We start from the raw sequence: 25468 nt of genomic DNA, 5'->3' as shown, positions 1-25468 counted from the left end.
ACCGCTGTGTCTAAACAAAACCGTGATCCCCACTCGTCACCCCTGCCTGCCGGCATTGTGGAACTGTCGGTACACCGACCGCCCCGCATAACCGATGCCACGCCCGATTTTCTGGCGGAAGAAGTGCCCGTTGCGCTCGTTTACAACGGCATCTCGCATGTGGTGATGATGGCATCTCCGAAAGATCTTGAGCTGTTCGCCATCGGTTTTTCCCTCTCGGAGGGCATCATCGAGCATCCGCAAGAGATCTACGGCATGGACGTGGTCCAGGCCTGCAACGGTCTTGAAGTGCAAATCGAACTCTCCAGCCGCCGCTTTATGGGACTCAAGGAGCGCCGTCGCGCGCTGGCCGGGCGTACCGGCTGCGGCGTGTGCGGCGTTGAGCAGCTTAACGATATTGGCAAGCCCGTTGCGCCACTGCCGTTTACTCAGACCTTTAATCTGGCGCACCTCGACCCCGCCCTTGAGCATCTCAACGACGTACAGCCCATCGGCCAGCTGAGCGGCTGCACGCACGCGGCGGCGTGGGTATTGCCGTCGGGAGAAATTGCCGGTGGGCATGAAGACGTGGGTCGCCACGTGGCGCTGGATAAGCTGCTCGGTCGTCGTGCGCGTGAAAGTCAGGTCTGGCAGCAGGGCGCGGCGCTCGTTTCCAGCCGGGCCAGCTACGAGATGGTGCAAAAGTCCGCCATGTGCGGTGTGGAAATTTTGTTCGCGGTGTCGGCGGCGACCACGCTGGCGGTAGAGGTAGCGGAGCGCTGTAACCTGACGCTGGTGGGCTTCTGCAAGCCGGGAAGGGCGACGATTTATACCCATCCTCAGCGATTAATACTTGATCAGTAATTTTGAATGATATTAGCAAATCCTTCCGCTTTTAGTTGTTCGCGATGAGGTCTAGTATTTATCTCATCAAGGCACGGTGCCTTACCTAAACAACTTAATGAAAGGGTTTAAATCATGAAAAGCATCAAAACTTTTGTCGCTGTAATCGCTCTGGCTGCTTCTTTCGGTTCTTTCGCTGCGCAGACTGTGACCGCAACCGCCTCTACCATTGATGGTGCAGAAGCGAAAATCGCGGCTCAGGCTCAGGAAGCGGGCGCATCATCGTACAAAATTACCCAGGCATTCTCCGGTAACCGCGTACACATGACTGCTGAACTGAACAAATAAGCGAGTCACACCGTCGAAAGAGCGCCCCCGGGGCGCTTTTTTAGTTTATGCCCGCCACGCGCAGCAATGCCGTCACCACCGCCGCGGCCACAATGACCACGATTAACGGCATTTTCCGCCAGGCCAAAAACACCGCAAACGCCACGCCCAGCACGCGCGCCATGCCTGCGAAGTGTTCTCCCTCATAAAAGGTGGTCGCCAGCGCGACGGAGAACAGCAATACCGTTGCCGCATCTGACAGCAGCGCCTGAGAACGCTCCGACAGCGCCAGCCGGTTGCCGAGTTTGGCGCCGCCAAGGCGCATTAAATAGGTTCCGGCAGAAAGAATGGCGATGCTGAGAATAAAGACCGTCATGTTTTCCATTATTTTTTCCTCGCGGCAAGACCGAGTAAAGAGAGCAGTACCGGCAGGCCTACCGGGGCAAACGGCACGGCGGCCAGCGATAACACAGCGCCGCTGCAGGCGCGGATCAGCGTGGTACGGTTTTTAAATGCGGGAACCACTAATGCCAGCAGAATGGCCGGAAATACCGCGTCCAGCCCGATGGTTTCCGGGTCGGGCAACAGTTTGCCCACCATGGCCCCCAGCAGCGCGCCCAGCGGCCAGATGATGGCAACGCCTAAGCCGCACAGCCAGTAGGCGGCTTTACGCTGTTCGGCGGTTTTTTGCGACAGGCCAAACACCACGCTTTCATCGTTCATGATGTGGCAGCCCAGCAGGCTCAGACCGCGCTTGCCCACCAGCTCACGCACCGTCACGCCAAACGGCACATGCCGCGCGTTGACCAGCAAACCTGCCGCCGCAGCTGCCAGCGGATTGCCGCCGCTCGCCACGATGCCGATAAACATGAACTCAGACGCGCCCGCCAGCACGGTAATGGAGAGCACAAACGGCACCCAGACCGGGAAACCGTAGGCCATCGCCAGCGAGCCGTAGGACATTCCGACCACGCCCACCGCGAGGCAGACCAGAATGATTGCTTTTATGGTGTCGCCTTTCAGACAAGAGAGATGATGCTTCATACAATTTTAGCCATATCGAACGTGTATCCATTATAATGAACGCAACGAAACTGATTTTCAAGACGAACGATTTGTTCGTTTTATAGAACGCGAGGCCGTTATATGACGCAGCCGATCAGCCTGATCGCCAAAAGTCTGGTGCGAGAACGCCTGCGAACCGGGCTTTCACTGGCGGAAATTGCCCGCCGTGCCGGGATCGCAAAATCCACGCTTTCCCAGCTGGAGTCCGGCAACGGTAACCCTAGCCTGGAAACGCTGTGGTCGCTCTGCGTGGCGCTGGATATTCCTTTCGCCCGTTTGCTTGAGCCACAGTTGCCGACCACGCAGGTGATCCGCCGTGGTGAAGGGACAAAAGTGGTGGCTGGACAGGCTAACTATGAAGCCATTTTACTGGCGGCATGCCCCCCCGGCGCGCGCCGCGATGTCTATCTTCTGATGACCCAACCGGGAGCAGACCGTATTTCACAGCCGCATCCACCGGGCTCGGTTGAACATATTATTGTGACGCAGGGGCGGGCGCTGGTCGGTCTGCTCGACGCGGCGGAAGAGCTCGGCGCAGGGGATTACATTTGTTATCCCGCCGACCAGCCGCATATCTTCAAGGCCCTGGAGCCAGACACTTACGCGCTGCTGGTGGCGGAACAAAACTAACAGAGATACGGAAACTCATGTCGCTTAAAGCCATTGCCAAAGAACTGGGGCTGTCAGTCACCACCGTCAGCCGCGCCCTCAACGGATATGACGACGTCTCCGCCGAGACGCGCGCACGCGTGGAAGCAGAGGCCCAGCGCCGTGGTTACCGACCGAACACCTTCGCCCGCCGCCTGAAGATGGGCAAAATTGACGCCGTTGGGCTGGTGTTCCCGGTCCATCCTGTTCCGCTCAATAACAGCGTATTTATGGACATGGTCGGCGAAATTAGCCACGAACTGGCGCGACATGAAATCGATTTGTTGCTGATTGCCGATGACGATCTGGCCGATAAACACAGCTACATGCGCATGGTGCAAAGTCGCCGCGTGGATGCGCTGATCGTGGCACACACGCTGGATCACGATCCCCGTCTTGAGCAGCTGCAGGCGGCCGGTTTTCCTTTCCTGGCGCTCGGACGCAGCCATCTCCCGCAGCCGTACGCGTGGTTTGATTTCGACAACTACGCCGGTACGCATCAGGCTACCCGCTGGCTGATCGAGAAAGGCCATCAGCGTATCGCGCTACTTGGCGAAAGCAACAATCAGGCGTTTATCACCCAGCGCCGTCAGGGTTATCTGGATGCCCTGCGGGAAGCCGGGCTTTCCAGCGAATGGCTGCGCGCTATGCCGCCTTCGCGCCGCGTCGGGTATGCCATCACGAAAGAACTGCTTGCCCTGCCGCAGCCGCCCACGGCCATCATCACCGACTGCAACACCCACGGCGACGGCGCGGCGATGGCGCTGGCGCAGATGGGGCGTTTATCCGGCGACAACGCCGTCTCACTGGTGGTCTATGACGGACTACCCCAGGACAGCATCGTCGATATTGACGTGGCGTCGGTGATCCAGTCCACCCGCCAGGGCGTCGGGAAACAGATTGCCGATATGGTGCGCCAGCTGATTAACGGCGACGATATTGAACAGCTTCAGGTGCTCTGGCAGCCAGAATTCTCTCCGGGCCAGACGGCTTAAATAGCGCAAAATTTTAAACCCGATCACAGAACCGAAACGTTTTGGTTTGTATCCGAAACGTTTCGGATCAACACTCAGATCATCCCGATGACAGGAGATGTCTGATGCAAGATTCCGTTTTACGTCTCGAAACCACGACGGTAGACGTGGTGATTAAAACCCATCCGTTCGCCGAAATTCTCTACTGGGGGCCTCACCTTCGGCACTTTTCGCCGCAAGATGTTGCTCTGCTCGCGCGTCCTGTTGCCAACGGCAGGCTTGACGTCGACTCCCCGGTCACGCTGATGGCCGAGCTGGGGCACGGCCTGTTTGGCTCACCGGGCATTGAGGGGCATCGCCAGGGGCTGGACGGTTCCCCGGTGTTCAAAACTACCCAGGTGCAGCAGGGCGTAAATACCCTGACGATAACCGCCGAAGATGAGCATGCGGGACTGCGCCTGACCAGCGAGCTGGCGCTGGATGCCAGCGGCGTGCTGGTGGTTCGTCACGGTTTAACGAATCTGAAAGCGATCCCCTGGCAGGTGGACCGTTTCGCCGTCACGCTGCCGGTGGCCGAGCGCGCGCAGGAGGTGATGGCCTTCCACGGACGCTGGATCCGTGAATTCCAGCCGCACTGCGTAAAGCTTGAACACGACAGCTTCGTGATTGAAAACCGCCGGGGTAAAACCTCCCACGAGCACTTCCCGGCGCTGATTGCCGGTACGCCGTCGTTCAGCGAAATGCAGGGTGACGTCTGGGGCGTGCATCTGGGCTGGAGCGGTAATCACCGCCTGCGTGCGGAAGCGAAAACCGATGGTCGTCGCTACCTGCAGGCCGAAGCGCTCTACCTGCCGGGTGAAATGGCGGTTGAGGAGGGCGATACGCTCTGGACGCCGCACCTGTATGCCAGCTACTCCACGCAGGGCCTGAACGGCATGAGCCAGCCGTTCCATCGCTACCTGCGCAACAACGTCATACGCTTCCCGGAAAACAAACCGCGCCCGGTGCACCTCAATACCTGGGAAGGGATCTACTTCAACCACGATCCGGAGTACATCATGCGCATGGCCGACGAGGCTGCCGCCCTGGGCGTGGAGCGCTTCATCATTGATGATGGCTGGTTCAAAGGCCGTAATGACGACCATGCCGCGCTGGGCGACTGGTATCTGGATGAGAAGAAATACCCGAACGGCCTGACGCCGGTGATCGACCACGTCAAGCGGCTCGGCATGGAGTTTGGCATCTGGGTAGAGCCGGAGATGATCAATCCGGATTCCGATTTGTACCGCGCGCATCCTGACTGGGTACTGGCGCTGCCGGGCTATCCCCAGGCGACCGGACGACACCAGCTGGTGCTCAATCTCAACATCCCGGAGGCCTTTGATTACCTGGTGGAGCGCATGAGCTGGCTGCTGGGCGAGCATGCGGTCGACTACGTGAAGTGGGACATGAACCGCGAGCTGGTGCAGCCGGGACACAACGGTAAAGCCGCTGCCGACGCGCAGACCCGCCAGTTTTACCGCCTGCTGGACGTGCTGGGCGAGCGCTTCCCGCACATTGAGTTTGAATCGTGCTCCTCCGGCGGTGGGCGCATTGATTATGAGGTACTGACCCGCAGCCACCGCTTCTGGGCGTCTGACAACAACGACGCGCTGGAGCGCAGCACCATCCAGCGCGGCATGAGCTACTTCTTCCCGCCGGAGGTGATGGGCGCGCATATCGGTCATCATAAATGCCACGCCACCTTCCGCCAGCATAGCATCCAGTTTCGCGGCTTGACGGCCCTGTTTGGCCATATGGGGCTGGAGCTGGATCCGCTCACCGTGGACGCGCAGGAGCGCGAAGGCTATCGCCATTACGCCGCGCTGCACAAGCAGTGGCGAGAGGTGATCCACCATGGTACCCAGTGGCGTATTGATATGCCGGATGCCACCACGCTGGCTCAGGGGATTGTGAGCGAAGATAAGGCGCAGGGGCTGTTTATGGTCAGCCAGCTCGCGATGCCGGATTACAGCCTGATGATGCCGCTGCGCATGGCGGGGCTGGAGGCTAGCGCGCGGTACCGCGTCATGCTGCTCGATCACCCGAATATTCAGATTACGGGCGAGGGAGGGCACACCATGCGCAAGCTGCCAGCGTGGATGGAAACGCCTCAAACGGTGAGCGGCGAGTGGCTGATGCAGGCGGGCATTGCGTTGCCGATTCTGGATCCGGAAACCGCCGTTCTGATTGGCGTTGAACGCGTGTAAAGGTGACGGGCCGGGAAGCCGGCCCTCCGTTGAGGATAAAAATAATGAACACAACAACCTGTACCCACAAAGACAACCCTAACTTCTGGATCTTCGGGCTGTTCTTCTTTCTCTACTTCTTCATCATGGCCACCTGCTTTCCGTTCCTGCCGATTTGGCTGTCGGACGTCATCGGCCTGAATAAAACCCATACCGGGATTGTCTTCTCCTGCATCTCGCTGTCGGCCATCGCGTTCCAGCCGCTACTGGGCGTTATTTCGGACAAGCTGGGGCTGAAAAAACACCTTCTGTGGATCATCGCGGTGCTGCTGGTTCTGTTCGCACCGTTCTTCCTGTACGTCTTCGCGCCGCTGCTGAAAGCCAATATCTGGCTGGGCGCGCTGAGCGGCGGGCTGTATATCGGTTTTGTATTTTCGGCCGGATCGGGGGCGATTGAGGCCTACATCGAACGCGTGAGCCGCAACAGCTTCTTTGAATACGGCAAGGCGCGGATGTTTGGCTGTCTCGGCTGGGGCTTGTGCGCCTCCACGGGCGGCATCCTGTTCGGCATCGATCCGTCGTATGTTTTCTGGATGGGATCGGGAGCGGCATTGCTGCTGATGCTGCTGCTGGTGGTCGCGAAGCCGAAGCCCAACCAGACGGCGCAGGTCATGGATGCCCTGGGCGCGAACCAGCCGCAAATCACCGCAAAAACCGTGTTCAACCTGTTCCGCCAGCGCAGAATGTGGATGTTTATCCTCTACGTGATTGGCGTGGCCTGCGTGTATGACGTTTTCGATCAGCAGTTTGCCACCTTCTTTAAAACCTTCTTCGCCACGCCGCAGGAGGGGACCCGCGCCTTTGGTTTCGCAACGACTGCCGGGGAGATTTGTAATGCCATCATTATGTTCTGTTCGCCGTGGATCATTAACCGCATCGGCGCGAAGAACACGCTGCTGATCGCCGGGGTGATTATGGCGACACGCATTATCGGCTCGTCGTTCGCCACCACTGCCGTGGAGGTGATTGCCCTCAAGATGCTGCACGCGCTGGAAGTCCCGTTCCTGCTGGTGGGCGCCTTCAAGTACATCACCGGGGTGTTTGATACCCGACTGTCGGCGACTATCTATCTGATCGGCTTCCAGTTTGCCAAACAGTCGGCGGCGATTATTCTCTCCGCTTTTGCCGGGAATATGTATGACCGGATCGGCTTCCAGGAGACGTATCTGATGCTGGGCTGTTTCGTGCTGGCGATTACGGTGGTGTCGGCGTTTACGCTGAGCAGCAGGCAGGAGATTGCCGCCGCCGCGGGGGCGGCAGCGCTAACACATCAGTCCAGGTAAAAGACCTCTTTAAGCTCCGCACTCACCGGGCTGTTATCCGGGTTCGACGGCATGACGTCGCCCATATGTTTCCACCAGCGCTGGCAGACGTCGGTATTCGCTACCGCGCTCCAGCGCTCCTCCGATTCAATCTCCACGGTCGCAAACAGCAGGTTACGTGCTTTGTCGAGATAAATGGCGTAGTGGTGAGCGCCGTGGTCTTTCAGCACCGCTTCAAGCTCGGGCCAAATTGGATTGTGGCGACGCGCGTACTCCTCGTGCGCGTCCGGGTTCACCTGCATCACAAACGCTTTGCGGATCATAATGCCTCCAGATAGAGCTCGCGGACTTCATCGCGGCTGGCGGTGCGCGGATTGCATGGCGCACACGGATCCGCGAGGGCTTTATCCAGCCAGCCTTCGATATCGGCTTTAGTGACGCCGAGCTGGCTGAAGCCCGCAGGAATGCCGACGCGAGCGCTCAGGTCGCGAATCGCCTGAATGGCGGACATGCTGGCGGCTTCATCACTCATGCCGCGGGTATCGACGCCCATCGCCTGCGCCACGCGGGCGAAGCGGGTGATGGCGTGCGGGCGGTTAAAGCTTTCGACGATCGGCAGCAGAATGGCGTTGCACACGCCGTGCGGCAGGTTATGCGTCGCGCCCGGCTGGTGCGCCAGAGCGTGTACCAGACCCAGACCCGCACTGTTAAACGCCATGCCCGCCAGATATTGGCCAAACGCCATCTGCTCGCGCGCCTCAAGGTTATGACCGTTATCAACCGCTTCCGGCAGCCAGAGGCCGATCAGGCGAATCGCCTCCAGCGCGTTGGCATCGGTCAGCGGGTGCGCGCCAACGGACACATAGGCTTCAATGGCGTGGGTTAATGCGTCCATACCGGTTGCGGCGGTCACGGAGGCCGGAATATCCAGCATGACGCTGGCATCGTCCACGGCGATATCCGGGATGATGTTCGGGTCGATGATCACCTCTTTCACCTGACGCGCGGAGTCGATGATCACCGCATTACTGGTCATCTCCGCCGCCGTCCCTGCGGTGGTGTTGATCGCTACCAGCGGCACCCCCGCATTTTTCACCTTGCCGACGCCGGAATAATCGGTTGACGGGCCAGGGTTAGCGGTGAGGATTTTAATCGCCTTGGCGGTATCAATCGGGCTGCCGCCGCCAAAGGCAATGACGTAATCACACTCTGCGTCCCGGTAAGCCGAAAATCCTTTTTGCACCAGCGCTTCTGTTGGGTTCGGGAACACCTCATCGAACAGGTGATACGACATCTGATGGGCGTCCAGCGCGGTAAACAGGCTGTCGAGCAGACCCAGCTTCACCAGTTGGCCGTCGGTGACAATCAGCGCTTTTCCCCACTGCTTGTTCGCTACCAGATTGACCATATCGCCGATTGCGCCCGCGCCGTGAAGGCTGATTTTTGGAAGCGACAACATAAAGCTCATGATAATTCTCCTTAACGATCAACGTTTGTCCTGCAAAGGCGTTATGCGTATAAATCCAGCGCGGATTGCAGCGGGCTCACGCCAAAGCGCTTGCCGAGGGCGATGAGCGCTTCCCGGGGAATGGTCTGCTTCATGCCGCCCATGGCGTACACCTTCACCAGCACTTCCGCTGATTTCTCGGCGGTGTCGATCAGGCCAAAGGTTTCATCCAGCGTTGGACCGCTGCCGAACACGCCGTGGAACGGCCATAGCACCAGAGAATGTTTTTGCATATCAACGGCGGTTGCCTGGCCGATTTCGTCGGTACCCGGTACCATCCACGGCAGAATGCCCACGCCATCCGGGAATACCACCAGACACTCGGTACTGCCTTCCCAGAGCTTGCGGGTGATGACATCGGCGCTGTTTTCCAGCACGTAGGTCAGGGCGATCAGGTTCGTGGCGTGGCAGTGCATGATCACGCGGTCCTTGCCATTGGTCGCTTTGATGCGCTCGCAGTGGGAGAGGAAGTGCGCCGGCAGTTCGGAGGTGGGCACCGCTTCATCCGTCAGCCCCCACAGAATGTGGTAACCCGCGCCGTCGCTGTCCACTTTCACCACGCCGAGGTTGGCCTCCGGGTCGAGCTGGACGTTACGGAAAAACTTGCCGGAACCGGTGACGATAAACGGCGTGTTGGCGAGCAGCGGCATCGGCTGGCTCAGCGCGATATAGCGCGGCTTCGCGTGGAAATCGGCCGCGAAAGGTTCGATATCCGCGTCGTCCAGGCGCAGCGTCAGGTTGCCGCCGTTGCGCTCGTCCCAGCCTTTCAGCCAGGCGTCGGAGGTGGCTTTGATCATGCCCTGGACGAACCAGGAGTGGGTGATAGTCTGCATACTGTGGTTCCTTTGAAAATGCCGGGTGGCGCTACGCTTACCCGGCCTACTCTTACCCGTAGACCCGGCAGGCAACGTGCTGCCGGGCGATGTTTTTACTGACGAGCGGCGAGAACGTCTTTCTCATACGCCCGCACGTTGTTCAGCCACTGGCTGCCCGCCGGGGCATCGTTACGCTGGCAGTACATCTCCCACACTGCCTGCCACGGCAGGGATTTCTGCTCTTCCAGCAGCGCCAGACGTGCGGTGTAGTCACCGTTAGCCTCCAGCTGTTTCAGCGTGGCGACAGGCTCCAGCAATGCGCGCAGCAGGGCTTTCTTCATATTGCGGGTGCCGATAACCCACGCCGCGATGCGGTTGATGGAGGCATCGAAGAAGTCGAGGCCGATGTGTACGCGGTCAAAGAGGTCGTGGCGGATGATTTCGCTGGCAATCGCCTGGGTTTCGTCATCCAGCAGCACCACGTGGTCGCTGTCCCAGCGCACCGGACGGCTGACGTGCAGCAGCAGACGCGGCACGTAGAGCATGGCGGCGGAGATTTTGTCGGAGATCACCTCGGTCGGGTGGAAGTGGCCAGCATCCAGACACAGCGCGGTCTGGCGGCTGGTGGCGTAACCCATATAGAACTCGTTCGAGCCCACGGTATAGCTCTCGGCGCCTATGCCGAACAGCTTGCTCTCGACGGCGTCGATGTGGTGCGCCGGGTCCAGCTTCTCGCTGAGAGCCTCATCCAGCGCGGCCAGCAGGCGCTGGCGCGGAGCCAGACGATCGACGGTGATATCCTTCATGCCGTCCGGGATCCAGATGTTCATCACCGACGGTGTGCCGAGCTGCTCGCCGAAATACGCCGAAACGCGGCGGCTGGCCTTCACGTGATCGATCCAGAACTGGCGGATGTCGTTGTCCGCGTGGGCGAGAGTAAAACCGTCCGCACTCAGCGGATGTGAGAAGCAGGACGGGTTAAAGTCCAGGCCCAGCCTGTTGGTTTTGGCCCACTCTACCCAGTTCTTAAAGTGTTCCGGTTTGATTTCGTTGCGCGCCACTGGCTCATCGGATTCGAGATAAATTGCATGCAGGTTCAGGCGCTTTGGCCCCGGGATCAGGCTCAGCGCCAGTTCAAGGTCGGCGCGCAGTTCGGTCGCGTTACGCGCTTTGCCTGGATAGTTACCCGTGGCCTGAATACCCCCTGTCAGTGAACCGCCTGGGTTCTCGAAGCCAGCGACGTCATCGCCCTGCCAGCAGTGCATGGAGACGGGCAGACGGTCGAGCTGGCGCAGCGCCTCTTCGACATCCACGCCGACGGCGGCGAAACGCTGTTTAGCCAGATCCCAGGCTTGTTCTAATTGAGTTGTCATGCACAAAGCTCCTTAGTCAGTCGGTTTTGCTGAAACTGCGCGCGAAAGCGAGCAATTTCATGGCAGGGATTGGGTGTGAAGGTGGTCAGACTGGCGTTCGCCGTCACCACCGAACGGAAGTCGTCAACGTTGGAAAGTTCGTCCAGAGCCATCAGCTGAATGCCGATATTGCCGAGCGTGGAGGCCTCCACGGGACCTGCCACCACGGTGATGCCGCAGGCATCGGCGCATAGCTGGTTCAGCAGTTGGTTCTGGCTGCCGCCGCCCACGATATGCAGCTGGCTGAAGGGTTTTCCGCGAAGGCTCGCCAGCTCGCTGAGGATGTCGGCATACAGCAGGGCGAGGCTGTCAAAAATGCAGCGCGCCAGTTCGGAAGGGCTGGACGGCACCGGCTGCCCGACTTCGACGCAGGCGGCCTGAATTTCGGCGCTCATGTGCGCCGGATTGATAAAGCGCTCATCGTTCGGATTGATCAGGAACGTGCAGGCCTTCAGCTTCTCGGTTTCGGCGATAAGCGCAGGCAGGTCGGTAATGTTCTGTTCTTTCAGTACCCGCTGGAGCAGCCACAGCCCCATGATGTTTTTCAGTACGCGGTAGCGGCCTTCGGCACCCCCTTCGTTGGTAATGTTTGCGGCCATGGCAGCATCGCTGGCGTACGGGGTTTTGCTCTCAAAGCCCATCAGCGACCAGGTACCGGACGAGAGATAAGCCGCGTCTTTGCTCGCAAGTGGGGATGCGATCACCGCGCTGGCGGTATCGTGGCTGGCGACGGCAACGACAGGAATTGCGTTCCCCTGTGGGCAAATCCAGTGACCGATCACATTACCCGGGTGGGTTGGTGTGCCGAACCAGGAAGGCGACGCTCCCGTCCAGGCCAGCAGATGTTCATCCCAGTTATCCGAGTTGATGTTGACCAACTGCGTGGTGGTGGCGTTGGTATATTCCCAGTTCATGTTGCCGGTCAGGCGATAGCTCAGGTAGTCCGGGATCAGCAGCGCATGGGCCACGTCCGCCACCAGCTCTGGCTGTTGCTCGACCAAAGCACGCAGCTGATAAAGAGTGTTAAACGGCAGAAACTGAATGCCGCTGCGTCTGTAGATGTTGTCCTTGCCTAGCTGGGCGATAGCGTGCGCCATCAGGCCATCGGTGCGGCTGTCGCGATAAGAAACCGGCAAGCCGACGCGTTCGCCATGGCTATCAAGCAGAACGTAGTCCACGCCCCAGGTATCAATGCCGATGCTGTCGATGCGAATACCATCGTTGCAGACGTTGTTCAGTCCGATACGGATCTCCGCCTCCAGGGCATCGATATCCCAGGCCACAAAACCGTCCTGTTTTTGCAGGCAGTTGGCGAAACGGTGCATTTCGCGAAGCGCAAGCGTGTGCTGCTCACGGTCCCAGCTCGCGAGCATTACGCGCCCGCTGGATGCGCCTAAATCGACAGCCACACAATGGCGAAAAGTCATAGTCGGGTCCTTTCTTAAGTCATTAGCGGTGAGTGTAAAAAAGGGAAGAAAAAGTCACCTTCTCACCACTGACAGGCCAAATCTCGCGCTGGCAAGAAAGCAAAGGTGAATGTGAGGGAGTTCACAGTTTCCAGTGGTGGCGGGATTTTCAGGCAGTGTGACGCTGACCGCATTTCCCGATCTTTCCCCCTGTTTCTTGAAAAATGGACAGCTTTTGCGAGGTTTACTGCCAAAAATTGAAGGTGAGTGCGGAAGGCCTTAATTACTATTTTGAGAACATTTTTCATTGGTGGAGGCCGTTATGACCGTACTGCACAGCGTGGATTTTTTTCCTTCAGGAGGGGCGCCTGTCGCGATTGAGCCACGGCTTCCTCAGGCCGCGTTCCCGGAGCATCACCATGATTTTCATGAAATTGTGATTGTTGAGCGCGGGACAGGTATTCATGTCTTCAATGGCCAGCCTTATACCATCAGCGGCGGTACGGTGTGCTTCGTGCGCGACCACGATCGGCACCTGTATGAGCATACCGACAACCTGTATCTGACGAATGTGCTCTACCGTTCCCCGGATGCGTTCCAGTTTCTTTCGCGGCTGAATCAGCTGTTGCCCCAGGAGCAAGACGGACACTATCCGTCGCACTGGCGCGTGAATCAGTCCACCCTGCAGCAGGTGCGTCAGCTGGTGGAGCAAATGGAGAAGAGCGAGGACGGGGGGGAGACGCACGCCATTGCCACGCGCGAACTGCTGTTTATGCAGCTTCTGGTGCTGCTGCGCCGCAGCAGCCTGGTGGAAGGGCTGGAAGATAACAACGCGCGCCTGAACCATCTGATGGCCTGGCTGGAAGATCATTTCGCTGAGGATGTCTGCTGGGAAACGCTTGCGGATGATTTTTCACTGTCGCTGCGCACCCTGCACCGCCAGCTTAAGCAGCATACCGGTATGACGCCGCAGCGATATCTCAACCGTCTGCGCCTGATCAAAGCGCGTCATCTTTTACGTCATACCGACGAAAGCGTCACGGATATCGCCTATTGCTGCGGTTTTGGTGACAGCAATCACTTTTCAACGCTGTTTCGCCGGGAATTTAACTGGTCGCCGCGTGATATTCGTCAGGGGAAAGACGCGATGCTTCAGTAACGCGAGTGCAGTCACCGTTTTATTTCCGCAAAAAAGCTAATAGTGTCAGGTTATTCGGTGTAGAGGTCGTGGTGTGGCTGCTCAGTTAATCCTTCGCAAAGATGATTTTTATGCCTCCGCGAGCCAGGCCGTGACGGTGGCCGACCGCTACCCGCAAGACGTCTTTGCCGAACATACCCACGAGTTTTGCGAACTGGTGCTGGTATGGCGCGGTAACGGCCTGCACATCCTCAACGACCGTCCCTACCGCATCACGCGCGGAGATCTGTTCTACATTCGCGCGGAGGATAAACACTCCTACGCCTCGGTTAATGACCTGGTACTGCAGAACGTTATTTACTGTCCGGACAGGCTCAGGCTTAACGTAGACTGGTCCGCAAGCATTCCGGGTTTTCTTGATGCTAAGGGTTCTCCGCACTGGCGCTTAAGCAGTAACGGCATGGCTCAGGTACGGCAGGTTATTTCTCAACTGGAGCAGGAGAGCCAGAAGAACGACCCCGTTTCTAACCAGCTAGCGGAGTTGCTTTTCGCCCAGCTGGTGGTGACGTTAAAGCGCCATCGTTACGCCACTGATAACCCCTCTGCCACGACGCAGGAAGCGCTGCTGGATAAGCTCATCACCACGCTTGCGGGCAGCCTGAATAAAAACTTTATACTGGAGAAATTCTGCGAGCAGGAGCAGTGCAGCGAGCGCGCGTTGCGCCAGCAGTTCCGCACCCTGACCGGGATGACGGTCAACCACTATCTGCGCCAGCTACGCATCTGCCATGCACAATATCTCCTGCAGCATACGGAGTGGATGGTCAGTGATGTGGCGATGTGCTGCGGCTTTGAAGACAGTAACTACTTTTCAGTGGTGTTTAATCGTGAGGTGGGGATGACGCCGGTACAGTGGCGTCATCGCAGTCGAAAGGGGTCGTGATCAGTTTGCCATGCCGAGGCCGACGATATTGGCAGCGATAATGATCACCACGCAGCCGAGGCTCAGTACGCCAACCGGACGATGTCCGGCGTTCTTCCACTCTTTCAGCACCAGACCGACCAGCCCGCCACACAGTACGTAGAAACTCATGTGCAGCATCCAGCTTACGTAGTCGTATTGCACCGGAATGCTGGCATGGCCCCAGGCGTAGAAGAAAAACTGTAAATACCACATCAGCCCACCGAGCGCGGAGAGTAACACGTTGGTGATGATAAGCGATGTTGCCAGCGAGAAGTCGGTTTTTACCGACAGGTTTTTCACTTTTGCGAGACGAATGAAGCAGAAGCCCAGGTTAACCATCGCGCCACCACCCATAATCACGACATAGCTTGGCAGCGCAACGTACAGCGGGTCGACGCCCAGCGCGGCGGCGGCGTCATGCATAGGCCTGGCAGCATTCATCGCGAACGACATACCGGCCGAGAAGATGCCGCACATCACCGCCAGCAGCAGACCTTTCTTCAGGTTAAAATCTTCAGCTTTAATGCCCATCTTGCGCTCTTTCAGCTGCCCCGCGCGAGTCACGATTCCTACGCCAACGACCGCCACCAGCACGCCCAGGAGCGTCATCCGCCCACCCTGAGTATTAATAAGCACCTCGACGTTGCCGTTGAGAACTGGCGTCATCAGGGTTCCGACGATCAGCGTAATGCCAATCGCGATACCAATGCCCATCGACATGCCGAGATAGCGCATGGTGAGGCCATAGTTGATGTTACCGACGCCCCACATCGCGCCGAACAGGAACACCGGCAGCAGGGTGGAGGCGCTTAAGGAGGAGAAGTAGCCCCAGAAATCGGGCAGCAGCATGGCGCTAATGGTCCAGGGCAAAATCAGCCAGGACACGACCCCGCCAACGGACCACATGGTTTCCCATGACCAGCCTCTCACCTTTTTAAACGGAGCATAGAAACAGGCTGCACTGGCAGCGCCTATCAAATGCCAGAAGATACCCATCGTAATCGCATGATTCATTTTTACACCCTCATCGTTTTTATCGTCAGTGGCTTCTCTTCGACTTGAGGAGTGTAAAAATTAGGCAGTCCGGGAACCTTCAGAAGGTTGCCGCACAGGTGTTCTGGATGGCAATCAGCACGTTAACCGCGTGAGCAGACTCACATTTCCGCTATTAATCGAAAACTGAATAACCTTATAAAAACTACGGCATTGATAATCATTTTCAATATCATTTAATTAACTATAATGAACCAACTGCTTACGCGGCATTAACAGCTGTGCCGCCCGACAATAATGGAGAGGATTATGAGTTATACACTGCCATCCCTGCCGTATGCCTACGACGCACTGGAACCGCATTTCGACAAGCAGACAATGGAAATCCATCACACTAAACACCACCAGACCTACGTGAACAACGCGAACGCCGCGCTGGAAAGCCTGCCAGAGTTCGCTAACCTGCCTGTTGAAGAGCTGATCACCAAGCTGGACCAGCTGCCAGCGGACAAGAAAACCGTGCTGCGTAACAACGCGGGCGGCCACGCAAACCACAGCCTGTTCTGGAAAGGCCTGAAGACCGGTACCACCCTGCAGGGCGACCTGAAAGCGGCTATCGAGCGCGACTTCGGTTCTGTTGACAACTTCAAAGCGGAATTCGAAAAAGCCGCTGCAACCCGCTTCGGCTCCGGCTGGGCGTGGCTGGTGCTGAAAGGTGACAAACTGGCGGTGGTTTCTACCGCGAACCAGGACTCCCCGCTGATGGGTGAAGCGATCTCTGGCGCATCCGGCTTCCCAATCCTGGGTCTGGACGTGTGGGAACACGCTTACTACCTGAAATTCCAGAACCGTCGCCCGGACTACATCAAAGCGTTCTGGGACGTGGTGAACTGGGACGAAGCAGCAGCGCGTTTCGCCGCTAAAAAATAAGGTTGCATTGACGCCTGTGAGAAGCGAGTCTGATGGCTCGCTTTTTTTGTATCTGCGTAATGGAGGCAGCGATGCATTACCCGGTGAATGTATTTACAGGCAAGGTAAGGGAGTACGACGGCAGCCGCCCGAGCGCCATCGCCAAAATTCAGGTCGACGGTGAGCTGACGTTAACCGACCTTGGGCTTGCGGGCGACGAGCAGGCCGAAAAGAAGATCCACGGTGGGCCCGAGCGCGCGCTGTGCCACTACCCGCGCGAGCACTATCAGCACTGGAAAACCGAGTTCCCCGAGCAGGCGGACCTCTTCGTCGCCCCCGCGTTTGGCGAGAATCTCTCCACCGAAGGGCTCACCGAAAAGAACGTGTTTATAGGTGATATCTACCGCTGGGGCGATGCCCTGATTCAGGTGACGCAGCCGCGCTCGCCGTGCTTCAAGCTCAACTTCCATTTCGGTATTCATGACATGTCGGCTCAGATGCAAAACGCGGGTAAAACCGGCTGGCTGTACCGTGTGGTGCTGGCTGGGCAGGTGTCAGCGGATGCGCCGCTTGAGCTGGCATCACGCCTGAGTGAAGTGTCTGTTTACGACGCCTGCGCCATTGCCTGGCATATGCCGTTTGATGACGAGCAGTATCATCGCCTGCTGTCGGCGGCGGGGCTATCGACCAGCTGGACAAGAACGATGCAGAAGCGGCGTTTAAGCAGCAAGATCGAGGATAATTCGCGGAGGTTGTGGGGTAAATAGAACTCCGTAAAGAGTAGGCCGGGTAAGGCGAAGCCGCCGCCCGGCACTAACAGCTACGAACGCTTATACAACGGTAGCCACAGCGTTAACCGCAGCCCACCCAGCGGGCTGTCGTCGGCTTTCACCCAGCCGCGGTGCTGCTGCATGGCGGTTTCCACAATCGCCAGACCCAGTCCCGTACCGCCCGATTCCCGGTCACGCGCTTCGTCGGTACGGTAGAACGGACGGAAAATCTGCTCGCGGTCTTCCGGGCTGACGCCAGGACCGTCGTCGTCGACAATGACGGTGATCCCGTCTTTATCCACCGAGAACGCCACCTCAATCTTCGTGTGCGAGTAGCGCAGGGCGTTACGCACGATATTCTCCAGCGCGCTTTCCAGCGTGTTGGGGTTACCGTACAGCGGCCATGGACCCGGCGGGAAGTTGACGGTGAAGGATTTGCCCATCTGCTCCGCTTCGAACGCCGCGTTATCCAGCACTTCATGCCACAGATGATTGGCTTTCACCGTTTCGCTCACCAGCGCGTTTTTCTGCTGATTGCGCGACATGACCAGCAGATCGTTGATCATGCTGTCCAGACGATGCGCTTCGGTTTCGATACGCTCCAGCTCTTTGCTCTCCCCGCTGCGGCGGCGCAGCAGCGCGGTGCCAAGCTGTAAGCGCGTAAGCGGGGTGCGCAGTTCGTGCGAGATATCCGACAGCAGACGCTGTTGTGCCGTCATCATGCGATCGAGAGCGCTCACCATCTGGTTAAAACTGGTCCCGGCAGCAAGGAACTCCTGCGGTCCGGCTTCCAGTTCAGGGTGTTGTCGCAGGTTACCCTGTGCCACTTCATCAGCCGCATTTTTCAGCTTACGCGCCGGTTTTGCCAGGCTCCACGCCAGCCATAACAGCAGCGGCGAGCTGACCAGCATAGTAACAATCAGCAGCAGGAGAGGGCGGTCAAACAGCAGGTTGATAAAGTCGGACTGGGAGCTGCTCGCGGGGCGAATCAGGTAGAGCTGATAGTTATCCTCGCCATCTCTGACGGAGAACGGCCCCACCATTTCTACGCGGCCATATTTTTTCTTCTGGGGGTGATCGGCGTTATCTGCCTGGCCAATGAAGTTGCGGATGATCTGCATTTCATTGCGATCGGCGCCAATGACGCGGCCTTCGCTGGTCACCAGCAGCAGGCGTTGTCCGGGCGGCGCCCACTTGTCGATAGCGCGAAACAGCCTGCGCCACCACATTAAATCGTTTGGCGGATCGTTTGCCAGCTCGGCTTCCACGTGCTGCTCGATCATCACGCCCTGACGTTGCTCGCTGTCGAGAAGCTCCGTCATCTGGCGTGAGTCGAGTTTTGGCAACATCAGTACGAGCATTAAAACCAGTGCCAGCGTCAGCCAGAAGATGGCGAAGATGCGGGCGGTTAAGCTTCCTATCATGAAGCGGAAACCATCAGATAACCGCGACCACGCAGGGTTTTAAACCATGGGTGACCGTCTTTACGCTCCGGCAGCTTACGACGCAGGTTAGAGATGTGCATGTCGATGGCGCGGTCAAACGGGGTCAGACGTTTGCCCAGCACTTCCTGACTTAAATGTTCACGCGAAACCACCTGGCCGAGGTGCTGCGCCAGCAGATACAGCAGGGTGAACTCCGTGCCGGTCAGTTCCAGCGTCTGGCCATCAAAGCTCGCTTCCTGACGGCCCGGGTTCAGGCTCAGGGAGTCGACTTCAAGGGTAGGCGAGCTGTTGTCGGTATTCTGCTGCTGCTCGCTCCAGTGGGAACGACGCAGGATCGCGCGAATACGGGCGACCAGTTCGCGGTCGTTAAACGGCTTCGGTAAATAGTCATCCGCGCCCAGCTCAAGGCCGAGTACGCGATCGAGTTCGCTGCCGCGAGCGGTCAGCATGATAACGGGAGTCTGGTGTGTCTGGCGAAGCTCTTTCAACGTATCAATACCGTTTTTCTTCGGCATCATCACGTCGAGCAAAAGTAAATCGATGCTGTCGTCAAGGAGACTCAGCGCCTGCTCGCCATCATGGGCAACCAGGACGTTGAAACCTTCCATGTCGAGCAACTCCTTTAAAAGGGATGTGAGCTCTCGGTCATCATCAACTAACAGGATTTTATTCATTGTTTAAATACCTCCGAGGCAGAAATTACGACATCAAGGCTGTCTAATCCATGACTTTACGTTGTTTTACACCCCCTGACGCATGTTTGCAGCCTGAATCGTAGACTGTCTCTCGTTGAATCGCGACACGAAAGATTTTGGGAGCAAGTGATGCGCAAAGTTACCGCTGCCGTCATGGCCTCAACGCTGGCGTTTAGTGCGTTTAGCCAGGCTGCTGTAGCTATCATCAGCGATAACGGTTCCTCACAAGAGGACACAACGCAGCACAGTAGCCAAAGCCATATGTTTGACGGCATAAGTTTAACCGAACATCAGCGTCAACAGATGCGAGATCTGATGCAGAGGGCGAGACACGACCAGCCCCCTGTTAATGTTAGCGAAATGGAGACAATGCATCGCCTTGTCACCGCAGAAAATTTTGACGAAAGCGCTGTTCGCGCTCAGGCCGAAAAAATGGCACAGGAACAGGTTGCTCGCCAGGTTGAAATGGCGAAGGTCCGCAACCAGATGTTCCACCTGCTAACGCCCGAGCAGCAAGCGGTTTTGAACACCAGACATCAGCAGCGTATGGATCAGCTGCGTGAGGTTGCACGGATGCAGCGAAGCTCAGAAACGACGTTTTTCAGTAGCAATAGCAGTACCCGTAGTAACCAGTAAACCCTGTTTTCCTTGCCATAGACACCATCCCTGTCTTCCCCCACATGATGTGGGGGTTTTTTTTGCCTGTTGATTCTTCACATCATGAGAAAATGGTATTGAGCGTTCCTCGTTGCTATTACCAGGGAGTTTTCATGTCCCTGTATTATTTTATGAGTGCATCTTTGATTTTTAATTTTATGCTATTAATGGTTTTAATAAAATTATAGGTCCTTGATTTTTTCATTTCATCAATCCATTTTTCAGCATCGGTTTTTTGTTTAAATAATTCTTTGTTTTGCAGTTGAAGGGCGTTGAATGTATCCTGCAATTCATTGTTGGCGCTACTAAAGGTATTTATATTATCCTTCAGTTCAATATTCAGCTTACATAATTCGGCGTGTTTATACTGTAGCTCTACATACTTTATGTGGGTGTCTCTACTGAGATTATCCAGTTGACTGAACTCGGATTGTAATGCACTGAAAGATTTGTTTATATTGGATATGGTATTAGAAAAGTTAATAAGGAAATTATCACTTCCTTTTTCTCTCGTTTTAGTTGATACGAGTAATTCAATAATAGTGTCAAAGTGCTGATGCAGAGATGCTATTTTATCATCTAAAATAACTGGAGACATGTTTTTGTGACATTGTACTGTACGTTCGTATAGGGAATTAGAATCAGTTACGTAATAATCCTGAAGATCTAACATCTTAAAGAGATCTTTAGTTTTCCCGTTCAGCATATAATCAAAGGCCACAACTTTTTTCCCATGACAGGCTGCGGTAATTGCGCCATGGAAACTCACACCAATATAAGCGTGGCAACCTGCCAGCATGCCCATAATTTCGTACATATTGAGTTCTTTTTCATAAAGAGTATATCGGGAATCTGCATTTTGATTTATCTCTCTAAGAATGCTTTCATCATCATGAGTATACGCCAGTGGTAATAGTATGATTTCAAAGCCTAAATTGTAAAAATAGTCTAATGACTTTACAACATCAGGGATTGCACTTTTAGGTAGAAATCTATTCGCGTGATAAACAATGTATTCTTTATCGCTGTTTCTTAAATTTTTTAACGATTTTTCAATAATTTCATGAGGAATACATTCTGTCATCATAAATGCAGAATCAGGAAATACGTTAATTAATGTATCCTCTATCCCACTATCTGTCAGGATTTTTTTAGTATAGTTGTCCCGGACTGATATATAGTCAATTGGGTCGCATAAGGCCTGAGTAAGTTTCTGATAAAATGGTGAGAAATCATGGTAGCCGCCAAGTAGATTCCAGATTAGTTTTATGTTGTGTTTGTATGCAACTATCGAAGGAATAACCCATGTTTCAAACACCGGGTAGTCTACGAACTCGTCCGAGTCTCTTTTTATTTTTTGTTGCCCGCTTGCATAGTGGAATATTCCACCACCACCAACGATAATTGCATCGAAATTATGTTTTAGATGCAATGATTCCATCTCATTTAATGGGTAGACAATCTCATTTAATGAGAGGCTTTGTGTTCCCCCCACCGGTGAGAAAAGATAAAGCTTGATATTCAGACCTTTCATTTTCATGATTTTATCGAAAATAATCGGAAATAAATGATCTCCATAATTTGCGATATCATAAACGCCAGTAAACGCAATTTTTAGTGGTTCATTAGACATATATATTCTCTTAAGATAAATTTTTCCAGTACAACATGTATAGCATCAAGTGTACTATATCGCTGAAATTAAACAATATTAACTTATCCTATAAATCTAATAAAGAACAATGAGTTAGATGGTGTGGTGGTTTTTCAGAGTAGTGGTAGGTTTTTATTGTTTGACACAATGCAATAGCATCTGTTGAGCGATTGGATACGGAAACAACTTATCCATTCAGTATTTTCTAAGTCGCAGTGACAGTGTCGTCGATGGTGCATATCAACGTAACAATCAAACCGGATGTGTAGTCTGGATGTAACGGGTTGGTGAAATAAAATTCTTTTAATACAAGTGGTTATTGTTTTTCCTTCTTCTCTGTTCCTGTCTTTTCCCACATAAGGGGGGCTCTGCACCATATTCTGATTTGTTAACCGTTTATTCATCCTTCGACTCCACATGCTTCCGTTATACTAGCGGCATGACATGACAGGAGCGTTTATGAATCAATCCTATGGAAGACTGGTAAACCGGGCCGCCATGGCCGCGACCATCATGGCGTCGTGTTTGCTGGTCATTAAGGTTTTTGCGTGGTGGTATACCGGATCGGTCAGTATTCTGGCGGCGCTGGTGGACTCGCTGGTCGATATTGCCGCCTCGCTGACCAACCTGCTGGTGGTGCGTTACTCGCTGCAGCCAGCGGATGAAGAGCACACGTTTGGGCACGGCAAAGCGGAGTCGCTGGCCGCGCTGGCGCAGAGCATGTTTATATCCGGTTCTGCGCTGTTCCTGTTTCTCACCGGCATTCAGCATCTCGTCTCGCCGACACCGATGAACGATCCCGGCGTCGGCGTCGTTGTGACGATTGTCGCGCTTATATGCACACTTGTTCTGGTAACGTTCCAGCGCTGGGTCGTTCGCAAAACGCAAAGTCAGGCTGTACGGGCGGATATGCTTCATTATCAATCTGATGTTATGATGAATGGGGCTATTCTTATTGCGCTCGGTCTGGCCTGGTATGGCTGGCATCGGGCCGATGCGTTGTTTGCGTTAGGGATTGGTATCTATATTTTATATAGCGCCCTGCGGATGGGGTATGAAGCGGTGCAATCACTGCTTGACCGCGCCCTCCCGGACTCAGAACGCAATGAAATTTTTTCTATCGTGACCGCCTGGCCCGGCGTCAGCGGTGCGCACGATCTTCGAACGCGGCAGTCAGGGCCGACCCGCTTTATTCAGATTCATATTGAAATGGAAGACAACCTGCCACTGGTTCAGGCTCACGTGATTGCTGAGCAGGTTGAGCAGGCGATTTTGCAGCGTTTTCCTGGTTCAGACGTCATCATTCACCAGGATCCCTGCTCGGTTGTACCCGGACATGTTGGGCTTTCGTAATTCGTTGTAAAAAAGTGAGCCAGGCCAGCATTTTGTGTATAAATTACCGCCATTTGGTCTGACCTGAATCAATTCAGCTGGAAGGGATTGATATACTATTTGCAGTATTCGTTGGTCGATAAGTTTCTTCCGGCAACAGATTTCAATTTTGCATTCCTAAGTTCAGAGGTAGTCATGATTAAGAAAATCGGTGTGTTGACAAGCGGCGGTGATGCGCCGGGCATGAACGCGGCAATTCGTGGGGTTGTTCGCGCGGCGCTGACGGAAGGTCTGGAAGTTTTTGGTATCTATGATGGTTACCTGGGTCTGTATGAAGACCGTATGGTTCAGCTCGACCGTTACAGCGTGTCTGACATGATCAACCGTGGCGGTACCTTCCTTGGGTCTGCACGCTTCCCGGAATTCCGTGATGAACACGTTCGTGAAGTGGCTATCGAGAACATGAAAAAACGTGGCCTGGACGCCCTGGTGGTTATCGGTGGTGACGGCTCGTACATGGGTGCAAAACGTCTGACTGAAATGGGCTTCCCGTGCATCGGTCTGCCAGGCACTATCGACAACGATATCAAAGGCACCGACTACACCATCGGTTACTTCACCGCGCTGGGAACCGTTGTTGAAGCGATTGACCGCCTGCGTGACACCTCTTCTTCTCACCAGCGTATCTCAATCGTTGAAGTGATGGGACGTTACTGCGGTGACCTGACCCTGGCTGCGGCGATTGCGGGTGGTTGTGAGTTTGTCGTGGTTCCGGAAGTGGAATTCAGCCGTGAAGATCTGGTGGCTGAAATCAAAGCGGGCATCGCGAAAGGCAAGAAACACGCGATCGTGGCTATCACCGAGCACATCTGTGACGTTGACGAGCTGGCCAAGTACATCGAAACCGAAACCAAGCGTGAAACCCGTGCCACCGTACTGGGGCACATCCAGCGTGGCGGTTCCCCTGGTCCGTACGACCGTATTCTGGCGTCCCGTATGGGCGCGTACGCAATCGAACTGCTGCTGCAGGGCCACGGCGGCCGCTGCGTCGGTATTCAGAACGAAAAACTGGTTCACCATGACATCATCGACGCGATTGAAAACATGAAGCGTCCGTTCAAAGGTGACTGGCTGGACTGCGCGAAAAAACTGTACTGATTGGCTCTGTTGCCCGGTGGCGCTGCGCTTACCGGGCCTACAACTGCACGAATCGTAGGCCGGGTAAGGCGTAGCCGCCACCCGGCTTTTTTATGCGTGCACGCTTTTTTATTCCACTACGTTATAGCCAATCTTTTTTTATTCTTTAATCCTCGATTCGCTTTCTGGCACGCTGCATTCATCAAAACACTACACAAGAGAGCTGGGCGATGAATAAATGGGGCGTGGGTTTAACATTATTGCTGGCATCGACCAGCGTTCTGGCTAAGGACATCCAGTTACTGAACGTGTCATACGACCCGACGCGTGAACTGTACGAACAATACAACAAAGCGTTTGCGGCACACTGGAAACAGGAAACCGGCGACAATGTCGTGGTTCGCCAGTCTCACGGCGGTTCTGGCAAGCAGGCGACCTCCGTCATCAACGGTATCGAAGCCGACGTGGTGACCCTGGCGCTGGCCTACGATGTTGACGCGATCGCCGAGCGTGGCCGTATCGACAAAAACTGGATCAAACGCCTGCCGGATAACTCCGCGCCATACACCTCGACCATCGTTTTCCTGGTCCGTAAAGGCAACCCGAAACAGATCCATGACTGGAATGACCTGATTAAGCCAGGCGTGTCCGTCATCACCCCTAACCCGAAAAGCTCTGGCGGCGCTCGCTGGAACTACCTGGGCGCGTGGGGCTACGCGCTGCACCACAACAATGGCGACCAGGCCAAAGCGCAGGAATTCGTGAAAGCACTGTATAAAAACGTTGAGGTGCTGGACTCCGGCGCGCGTGGTGCCACCAACACCTTCGTCGAGCGCGGGATCGGCGACGTGCTGATCGCATGGGAAAACGAAGCCCTGCTGGCCACTAACGAGCTGGGTAAAGACAAGTTCGAGATCGTGACCCCAAGCGAATCGATTCTGGCTGAGCCGACCGTCTCGGTTGTCGATAAAGTGGTTGAGAAGAAAGATACCAAAGCGGTGGCAGAAGCCTACCTGAAGTATCTCTACTCGCCAGAAGGCCAGGAAATTGCGGCGAAAAACTTCTATCGCCCACGCGATCCGGCGGTGGCGAAGAAATACGAAAGCGTCTTCCCTAAACTGAAACTCTTCACCATTGATGATGAGTTCGGTGGCTGGACGAAAGCGCAGAAAGAGCACTTCTCTAATGGCGGTACTTTCGACCAGATCAGCCAGCGTTAACCATTAGCCAATGACACGGTAACCCGGC

At 55.5% G+C, this 25468-nt stretch carries 25 protein-coding genes; 14 read left to right on the top strand and 11 right to left on the bottom strand.

Annotation, left to right across the window (positions count from 1 at the left end; all coding sequences use genetic code 11):
* Positions 1 to 6 precede the first annotated feature (6 nt).
* The gene (fdhD, locus tag ACMWJS_RS19825) at positions 7 to 843 is read left to right on the top strand and encodes a formate dehydrogenase accessory sulfurtransferase FdhD (RefSeq protein ID WP_414747456.1); all 837 of its coding nucleotides are present in this window, start codon (positions 7 to 9) and stop codon (positions 841 to 843) included.
* 114 nt (positions 844 to 957) lie between these two features.
* Complete coding sequence (locus tag ACMWJS_RS19820) at positions 958 to 1170, top strand: DUF1471 domain-containing protein (protein ID WP_021242795.1); 213 nt, start codon at positions 958 to 960, stop codon at positions 1168 to 1170.
* A 40-nt stretch (positions 1171 to 1210) separates the two neighbouring features.
* Here ACMWJS_RS19820 and ACMWJS_RS19815 read toward each other — a convergent pair whose 3' ends face one another.
* Both ACMWJS_RS19815 and ACMWJS_RS19810 read right to left on the bottom strand, forming a co-directional pair.
* Positions 1211 to 1534, bottom strand: a complete 324-nt coding sequence (locus tag ACMWJS_RS19815) for an AzlD domain-containing protein (protein ID WP_414747455.1) — start codon at positions 1532 to 1534, stop codon at positions 1211 to 1213.
* The gene (locus tag ACMWJS_RS19810; RefSeq protein WP_045909098.1) at positions 1534 to 2193 is read right to left on the bottom strand and encodes an AzlC family ABC transporter permease; all 660 of its coding nucleotides are present in this window, start codon (positions 2191 to 2193) and stop codon (positions 1534 to 1536) included. Before ACMWJS_RS19810 ends, ACMWJS_RS19815 begins: the two co-directional genes overlap by 1 nt.
* Before the next feature lie 102 nt (positions 2194 to 2295).
* Here ACMWJS_RS19810 and ACMWJS_RS19805 point away from each other — a divergent pair, with 102 nt between their 5' ends.
* From ACMWJS_RS19805 to ACMWJS_RS19790, 4 genes are all read left to right on the top strand, one after another.
* On the top strand, positions 2296 to 2844 hold the full coding sequence (locus tag ACMWJS_RS19805) for a helix-turn-helix domain-containing protein (RefSeq protein ID WP_023309744.1): 549 nt from the start codon (positions 2296 to 2298) through the stop codon (positions 2842 to 2844).
* 17 nt (positions 2845 to 2861) lie between these two features.
* Positions 2862 to 3857, top strand: a complete 996-nt coding sequence (locus ACMWJS_RS19800; RefSeq protein WP_045909099.1) for a LacI family DNA-binding transcriptional regulator — start codon at positions 2862 to 2864, stop codon at positions 3855 to 3857.
* 104 nt (positions 3858 to 3961) lie between these two features.
* On the top strand, positions 3962 to 6085 hold the full coding sequence (locus ACMWJS_RS19795) for an alpha-galactosidase (protein WP_414747454.1): 2124 nt from the start codon (positions 3962 to 3964) through the stop codon (positions 6083 to 6085).
* Between the two features lie 44 nt (positions 6086 to 6129).
* Positions 6130 to 7407: an MFS transporter gene (locus ACMWJS_RS19790; protein ID WP_414747453.1), complete on the top strand. Its 1278-nt coding sequence runs from the start codon at positions 6130 to 6132 to the stop codon at positions 7405 to 7407.
* Here the strand turns inward: ACMWJS_RS19790 and rhaM are convergent.
* The 5 genes from rhaM to rhaB form a co-directional block, all read right to left on the bottom strand.
* Entirely contained in the window at positions 7395 to 7709 is a 315-nt protein-coding gene (gene rhaM, locus ACMWJS_RS19785; protein ID WP_048226835.1) for an L-rhamnose mutarotase, read from the bottom strand. The genes ACMWJS_RS19790 and rhaM overlap by 13 nt on opposite strands.
* Positions 7706 to 8854: a lactaldehyde reductase gene (gene fucO, locus ACMWJS_RS19780; RefSeq protein ID WP_414747452.1), complete on the bottom strand. Its 1149-nt coding sequence runs from the start codon at positions 8852 to 8854 to the stop codon at positions 7706 to 7708. Before fucO ends, rhaM begins: the two co-directional genes overlap by 4 nt.
* A gap of 41 nt (positions 8855 to 8895) precedes the next feature.
* On the bottom strand, positions 8896 to 9726 hold the full coding sequence (gene rhaD, locus ACMWJS_RS19775; RefSeq protein WP_048028382.1) for a rhamnulose-1-phosphate aldolase: 831 nt from the start codon (positions 9724 to 9726) through the stop codon (positions 8896 to 8898).
* Positions 9727 to 9821: 95 nt separating this feature from the next.
* Positions 9822 to 11081, bottom strand: a complete 1260-nt coding sequence (gene rhaA / locus ACMWJS_RS19770) for an L-rhamnose isomerase (RefSeq protein WP_045909105.1) — start codon at positions 11079 to 11081, stop codon at positions 9822 to 9824.
* Positions 11078 to 12547: a rhamnulokinase gene (gene rhaB, locus ACMWJS_RS19765; protein ID WP_414747451.1), complete on the bottom strand. Its 1470-nt coding sequence runs from the start codon at positions 12545 to 12547 to the stop codon at positions 11078 to 11080. Before rhaB ends, rhaA begins: the two co-directional genes overlap by 4 nt.
* Before the next feature lie 301 nt (positions 12548 to 12848).
* Between rhaB and rhaS the strand changes: the two genes are divergently transcribed.
* Both rhaS and rhaR read left to right on the top strand, forming a co-directional pair.
* The gene (rhaS, locus tag ACMWJS_RS19760) at positions 12849 to 13685 is read left to right on the top strand and encodes an HTH-type transcriptional activator RhaS (RefSeq protein WP_262781258.1); all 837 of its coding nucleotides are present in this window, start codon (positions 12849 to 12851) and stop codon (positions 13683 to 13685) included.
* A gap of 73 nt (positions 13686 to 13758) precedes the next feature.
* The gene (rhaR, locus tag ACMWJS_RS19755; RefSeq protein ID WP_414747450.1) at positions 13759 to 14607 is read left to right on the top strand and encodes an HTH-type transcriptional activator RhaR; all 849 of its coding nucleotides are present in this window, start codon (positions 13759 to 13761) and stop codon (positions 14605 to 14607) included.
* Here the strand turns inward: rhaR and rhaT are convergent, their stop codons facing one another.
* Positions 14608 to 15642 (bottom strand): L-rhamnose/proton symporter RhaT, encoded by a 1035-nt coding sequence (rhaT, locus tag ACMWJS_RS19750; protein ID WP_414747449.1) that lies wholly within the window; start codon positions 15640 to 15642, stop codon positions 14608 to 14610.
* 288 nt (positions 15643 to 15930) lie between these two features.
* Here rhaT and sodA point away from each other — a divergent pair, with 288 nt between their 5' ends.
* On the top strand, positions 15931 to 16551 hold the full coding sequence (gene sodA, locus ACMWJS_RS19745) for a superoxide dismutase [Mn] (RefSeq protein ID WP_003861999.1): 621 nt from the start codon (positions 15931 to 15933) through the stop codon (positions 16549 to 16551).
* Positions 16552 to 16622: 71 nt separating this feature from the next.
* Entirely contained in the window at positions 16623 to 17297 is a 675-nt protein-coding gene (gene yiiM, locus ACMWJS_RS19740) for a 6-hydroxyaminopurine reductase (protein ID WP_196347436.1), read from the top strand.
* A 53-nt stretch (positions 17298 to 17350) separates the two neighbouring features.
* On the opposite strand, the gene cpxA is transcribed toward yiiM, so the two are convergent.
* On the bottom strand, positions 17351 to 18724 hold the full coding sequence (gene cpxA / locus ACMWJS_RS19735; RefSeq protein ID WP_014885717.1) for an envelope stress sensor histidine kinase CpxA: 1374 nt from the start codon (positions 18722 to 18724) through the stop codon (positions 17351 to 17353).
* The gene (cpxR, locus tag ACMWJS_RS19730; protein ID WP_006179159.1) at positions 18721 to 19419 is read right to left on the bottom strand and encodes an envelope stress response regulator transcription factor CpxR; all 699 of its coding nucleotides are present in this window, start codon (positions 19417 to 19419) and stop codon (positions 18721 to 18723) included. Before cpxR ends, cpxA begins: the two co-directional genes overlap by 4 nt.
* A gap of 150 nt (positions 19420 to 19569) precedes the next feature.
* Between cpxR and cpxP the strand changes: the two genes are divergently transcribed.
* Positions 19570 to 20076 carry a cell-envelope stress modulator CpxP gene (gene cpxP, locus ACMWJS_RS19725; protein WP_045909112.1) on the top strand — a complete coding sequence of 169 codons (507 nt, stop codon included), beginning with the start codon at positions 19570 to 19572 and terminating at the stop codon, positions 20074 to 20076.
* A gap of 145 nt (positions 20077 to 20221) precedes the next feature.
* Here cpxP and ACMWJS_RS19720 read toward each other — a convergent pair whose 3' ends face one another.
* Entirely contained in the window at positions 20222 to 21730 is a 1509-nt protein-coding gene (locus tag ACMWJS_RS19720) for a polysaccharide pyruvyl transferase family protein (RefSeq protein WP_414747448.1), read from the bottom strand.
* Between the two features lie 480 nt (positions 21731 to 22210).
* Here ACMWJS_RS19720 and fieF point away from each other — a divergent pair, with 480 nt between their 5' ends.
* From fieF to ACMWJS_RS19705, 3 genes are all read left to right on the top strand, one after another.
* Positions 22211 to 23104: a CDF family cation-efflux transporter FieF gene (gene fieF, locus ACMWJS_RS19715; RefSeq protein ID WP_045909114.1), complete on the top strand. Its 894-nt coding sequence runs from the start codon at positions 22211 to 22213 to the stop codon at positions 23102 to 23104.
* Between the two features lie 174 nt (positions 23105 to 23278).
* On the top strand, positions 23279 to 24241 hold the full coding sequence (gene pfkA, locus ACMWJS_RS19710; RefSeq protein ID WP_008501816.1) for a 6-phosphofructokinase: 963 nt from the start codon (positions 23279 to 23281) through the stop codon (positions 24239 to 24241).
* A gap of 209 nt (positions 24242 to 24450) precedes the next feature.
* Entirely contained in the window at positions 24451 to 25440 is a 990-nt protein-coding gene (locus ACMWJS_RS19705) for a sulfate ABC transporter substrate-binding protein (protein ID WP_024909198.1), read from the top strand.
* The last annotated feature ends 28 nt before the right edge of the window (positions 25441 to 25468 follow it).

Origin of the sequence: Enterobacter sp. HK-058-C-ECC (genome assembly GCF_047531125.1) — a bacterium.
Lineage (GTDB): Bacteria > Pseudomonadota > Gammaproteobacteria > Enterobacterales > Enterobacteriaceae > Enterobacter > Enterobacter quasiroggenkampii.
This window is presented reverse-complemented; position numbering and strand designations above follow the sequence as displayed.

Coding starts and splice junctions, on each gene's coding strand:
- ACMWJS_RS19820 (WP_021242795.1), top strand. CDS start 958: ATGAAAAGCATCAAAACTTTTGTCGCTGTAATCGCTCTGGCTGCTTCT.
- ACMWJS_RS19815 (WP_414747455.1), bottom strand. CDS start 1,534: ATGGAAAACATGACGGTCTTTATTCTCAGCATCGCCATTCTTTCTGCC.
- ACMWJS_RS19810 (WP_045909098.1), bottom strand. CDS start 2,193: ATGAAGCATCATCTCTCTTGTCTGAAAGGCGACACCATAAAAGCAATC.
- ACMWJS_RS19805 (WP_023309744.1), top strand. CDS start 2,296: ATGACGCAGCCGATCAGCCTGATCGCCAAAAGTCTGGTGCGAGAACGC.
- ACMWJS_RS19800 (WP_045909099.1), top strand. CDS start 2,862: ATGTCGCTTAAAGCCATTGCCAAAGAACTGGGGCTGTCAGTCACCACC.
- ACMWJS_RS19795 (WP_414747454.1), top strand. CDS start 3,962: ATGCAAGATTCCGTTTTACGTCTCGAAACCACGACGGTAGACGTGGTG.
- ACMWJS_RS19790 (WP_414747453.1), top strand. CDS start 6,130: ATGAACACAACAACCTGTACCCACAAAGACAACCCTAACTTCTGGATC.
- rhaM (WP_048226835.1), bottom strand. CDS start 7,709: ATGATCCGCAAAGCGTTTGTGATGCAGGTGAACCCGGACGCGCACGAG.
- fucO (WP_414747452.1), bottom strand. CDS start 8,854: ATGAGCTTTATGTTGTCGCTTCCAAAAATCAGCCTTCACGGCGCGGGC.
- rhaD (WP_048028382.1), bottom strand. CDS start 9,726: ATGCAGACTATCACCCACTCCTGGTTCGTCCAGGGCATGATCAAAGCC.
- rhaA (WP_045909105.1), bottom strand. CDS start 11,081: ATGACAACTCAATTAGAACAAGCCTGGGATCTGGCTAAACAGCGTTTC.
- rhaB (WP_414747451.1), bottom strand. CDS start 12,547: ATGACTTTTCGCCATTGTGTGGCTGTCGATTTAGGCGCATCCAGCGGG.
- rhaS (WP_262781258.1), top strand. CDS start 12,849: ATGACCGTACTGCACAGCGTGGATTTTTTTCCTTCAGGAGGGGCGCCT.
- rhaT (WP_414747449.1), bottom strand. CDS start 15,642: ATGAATCATGCGATTACGATGGGTATCTTCTGGCATTTGATAGGCGCT.
- sodA (WP_003861999.1), top strand. CDS start 15,931: ATGAGTTATACACTGCCATCCCTGCCGTATGCCTACGACGCACTGGAA.
- yiiM (WP_196347436.1), top strand. CDS start 16,623: ATGCATTACCCGGTGAATGTATTTACAGGCAAGGTAAGGGAGTACGAC.
- cpxA (WP_014885717.1), bottom strand. CDS start 18,724: ATGATAGGAAGCTTAACCGCCCGCATCTTCGCCATCTTCTGGCTGACG.
- cpxR (WP_006179159.1), bottom strand. CDS start 19,419: ATGAATAAAATCCTGTTAGTTGATGATGACCGAGAGCTCACATCCCTT.
- cpxP (WP_045909112.1), top strand. CDS start 19,570: ATGCGCAAAGTTACCGCTGCCGTCATGGCCTCAACGCTGGCGTTTAGT.
- ACMWJS_RS19720 (WP_414747448.1), bottom strand. CDS start 21,730: ATGTCTAATGAACCACTAAAAATTGCGTTTACTGGCGTTTATGATATC.
- fieF (WP_045909114.1), top strand. CDS start 22,211: ATGAATCAATCCTATGGAAGACTGGTAAACCGGGCCGCCATGGCCGCG.
- pfkA (WP_008501816.1), top strand. CDS start 23,279: ATGATTAAGAAAATCGGTGTGTTGACAAGCGGCGGTGATGCGCCGGGC.
- ACMWJS_RS19705 (WP_024909198.1), top strand. CDS start 24,451: ATGAATAAATGGGGCGTGGGTTTAACATTATTGCTGGCATCGACCAGC.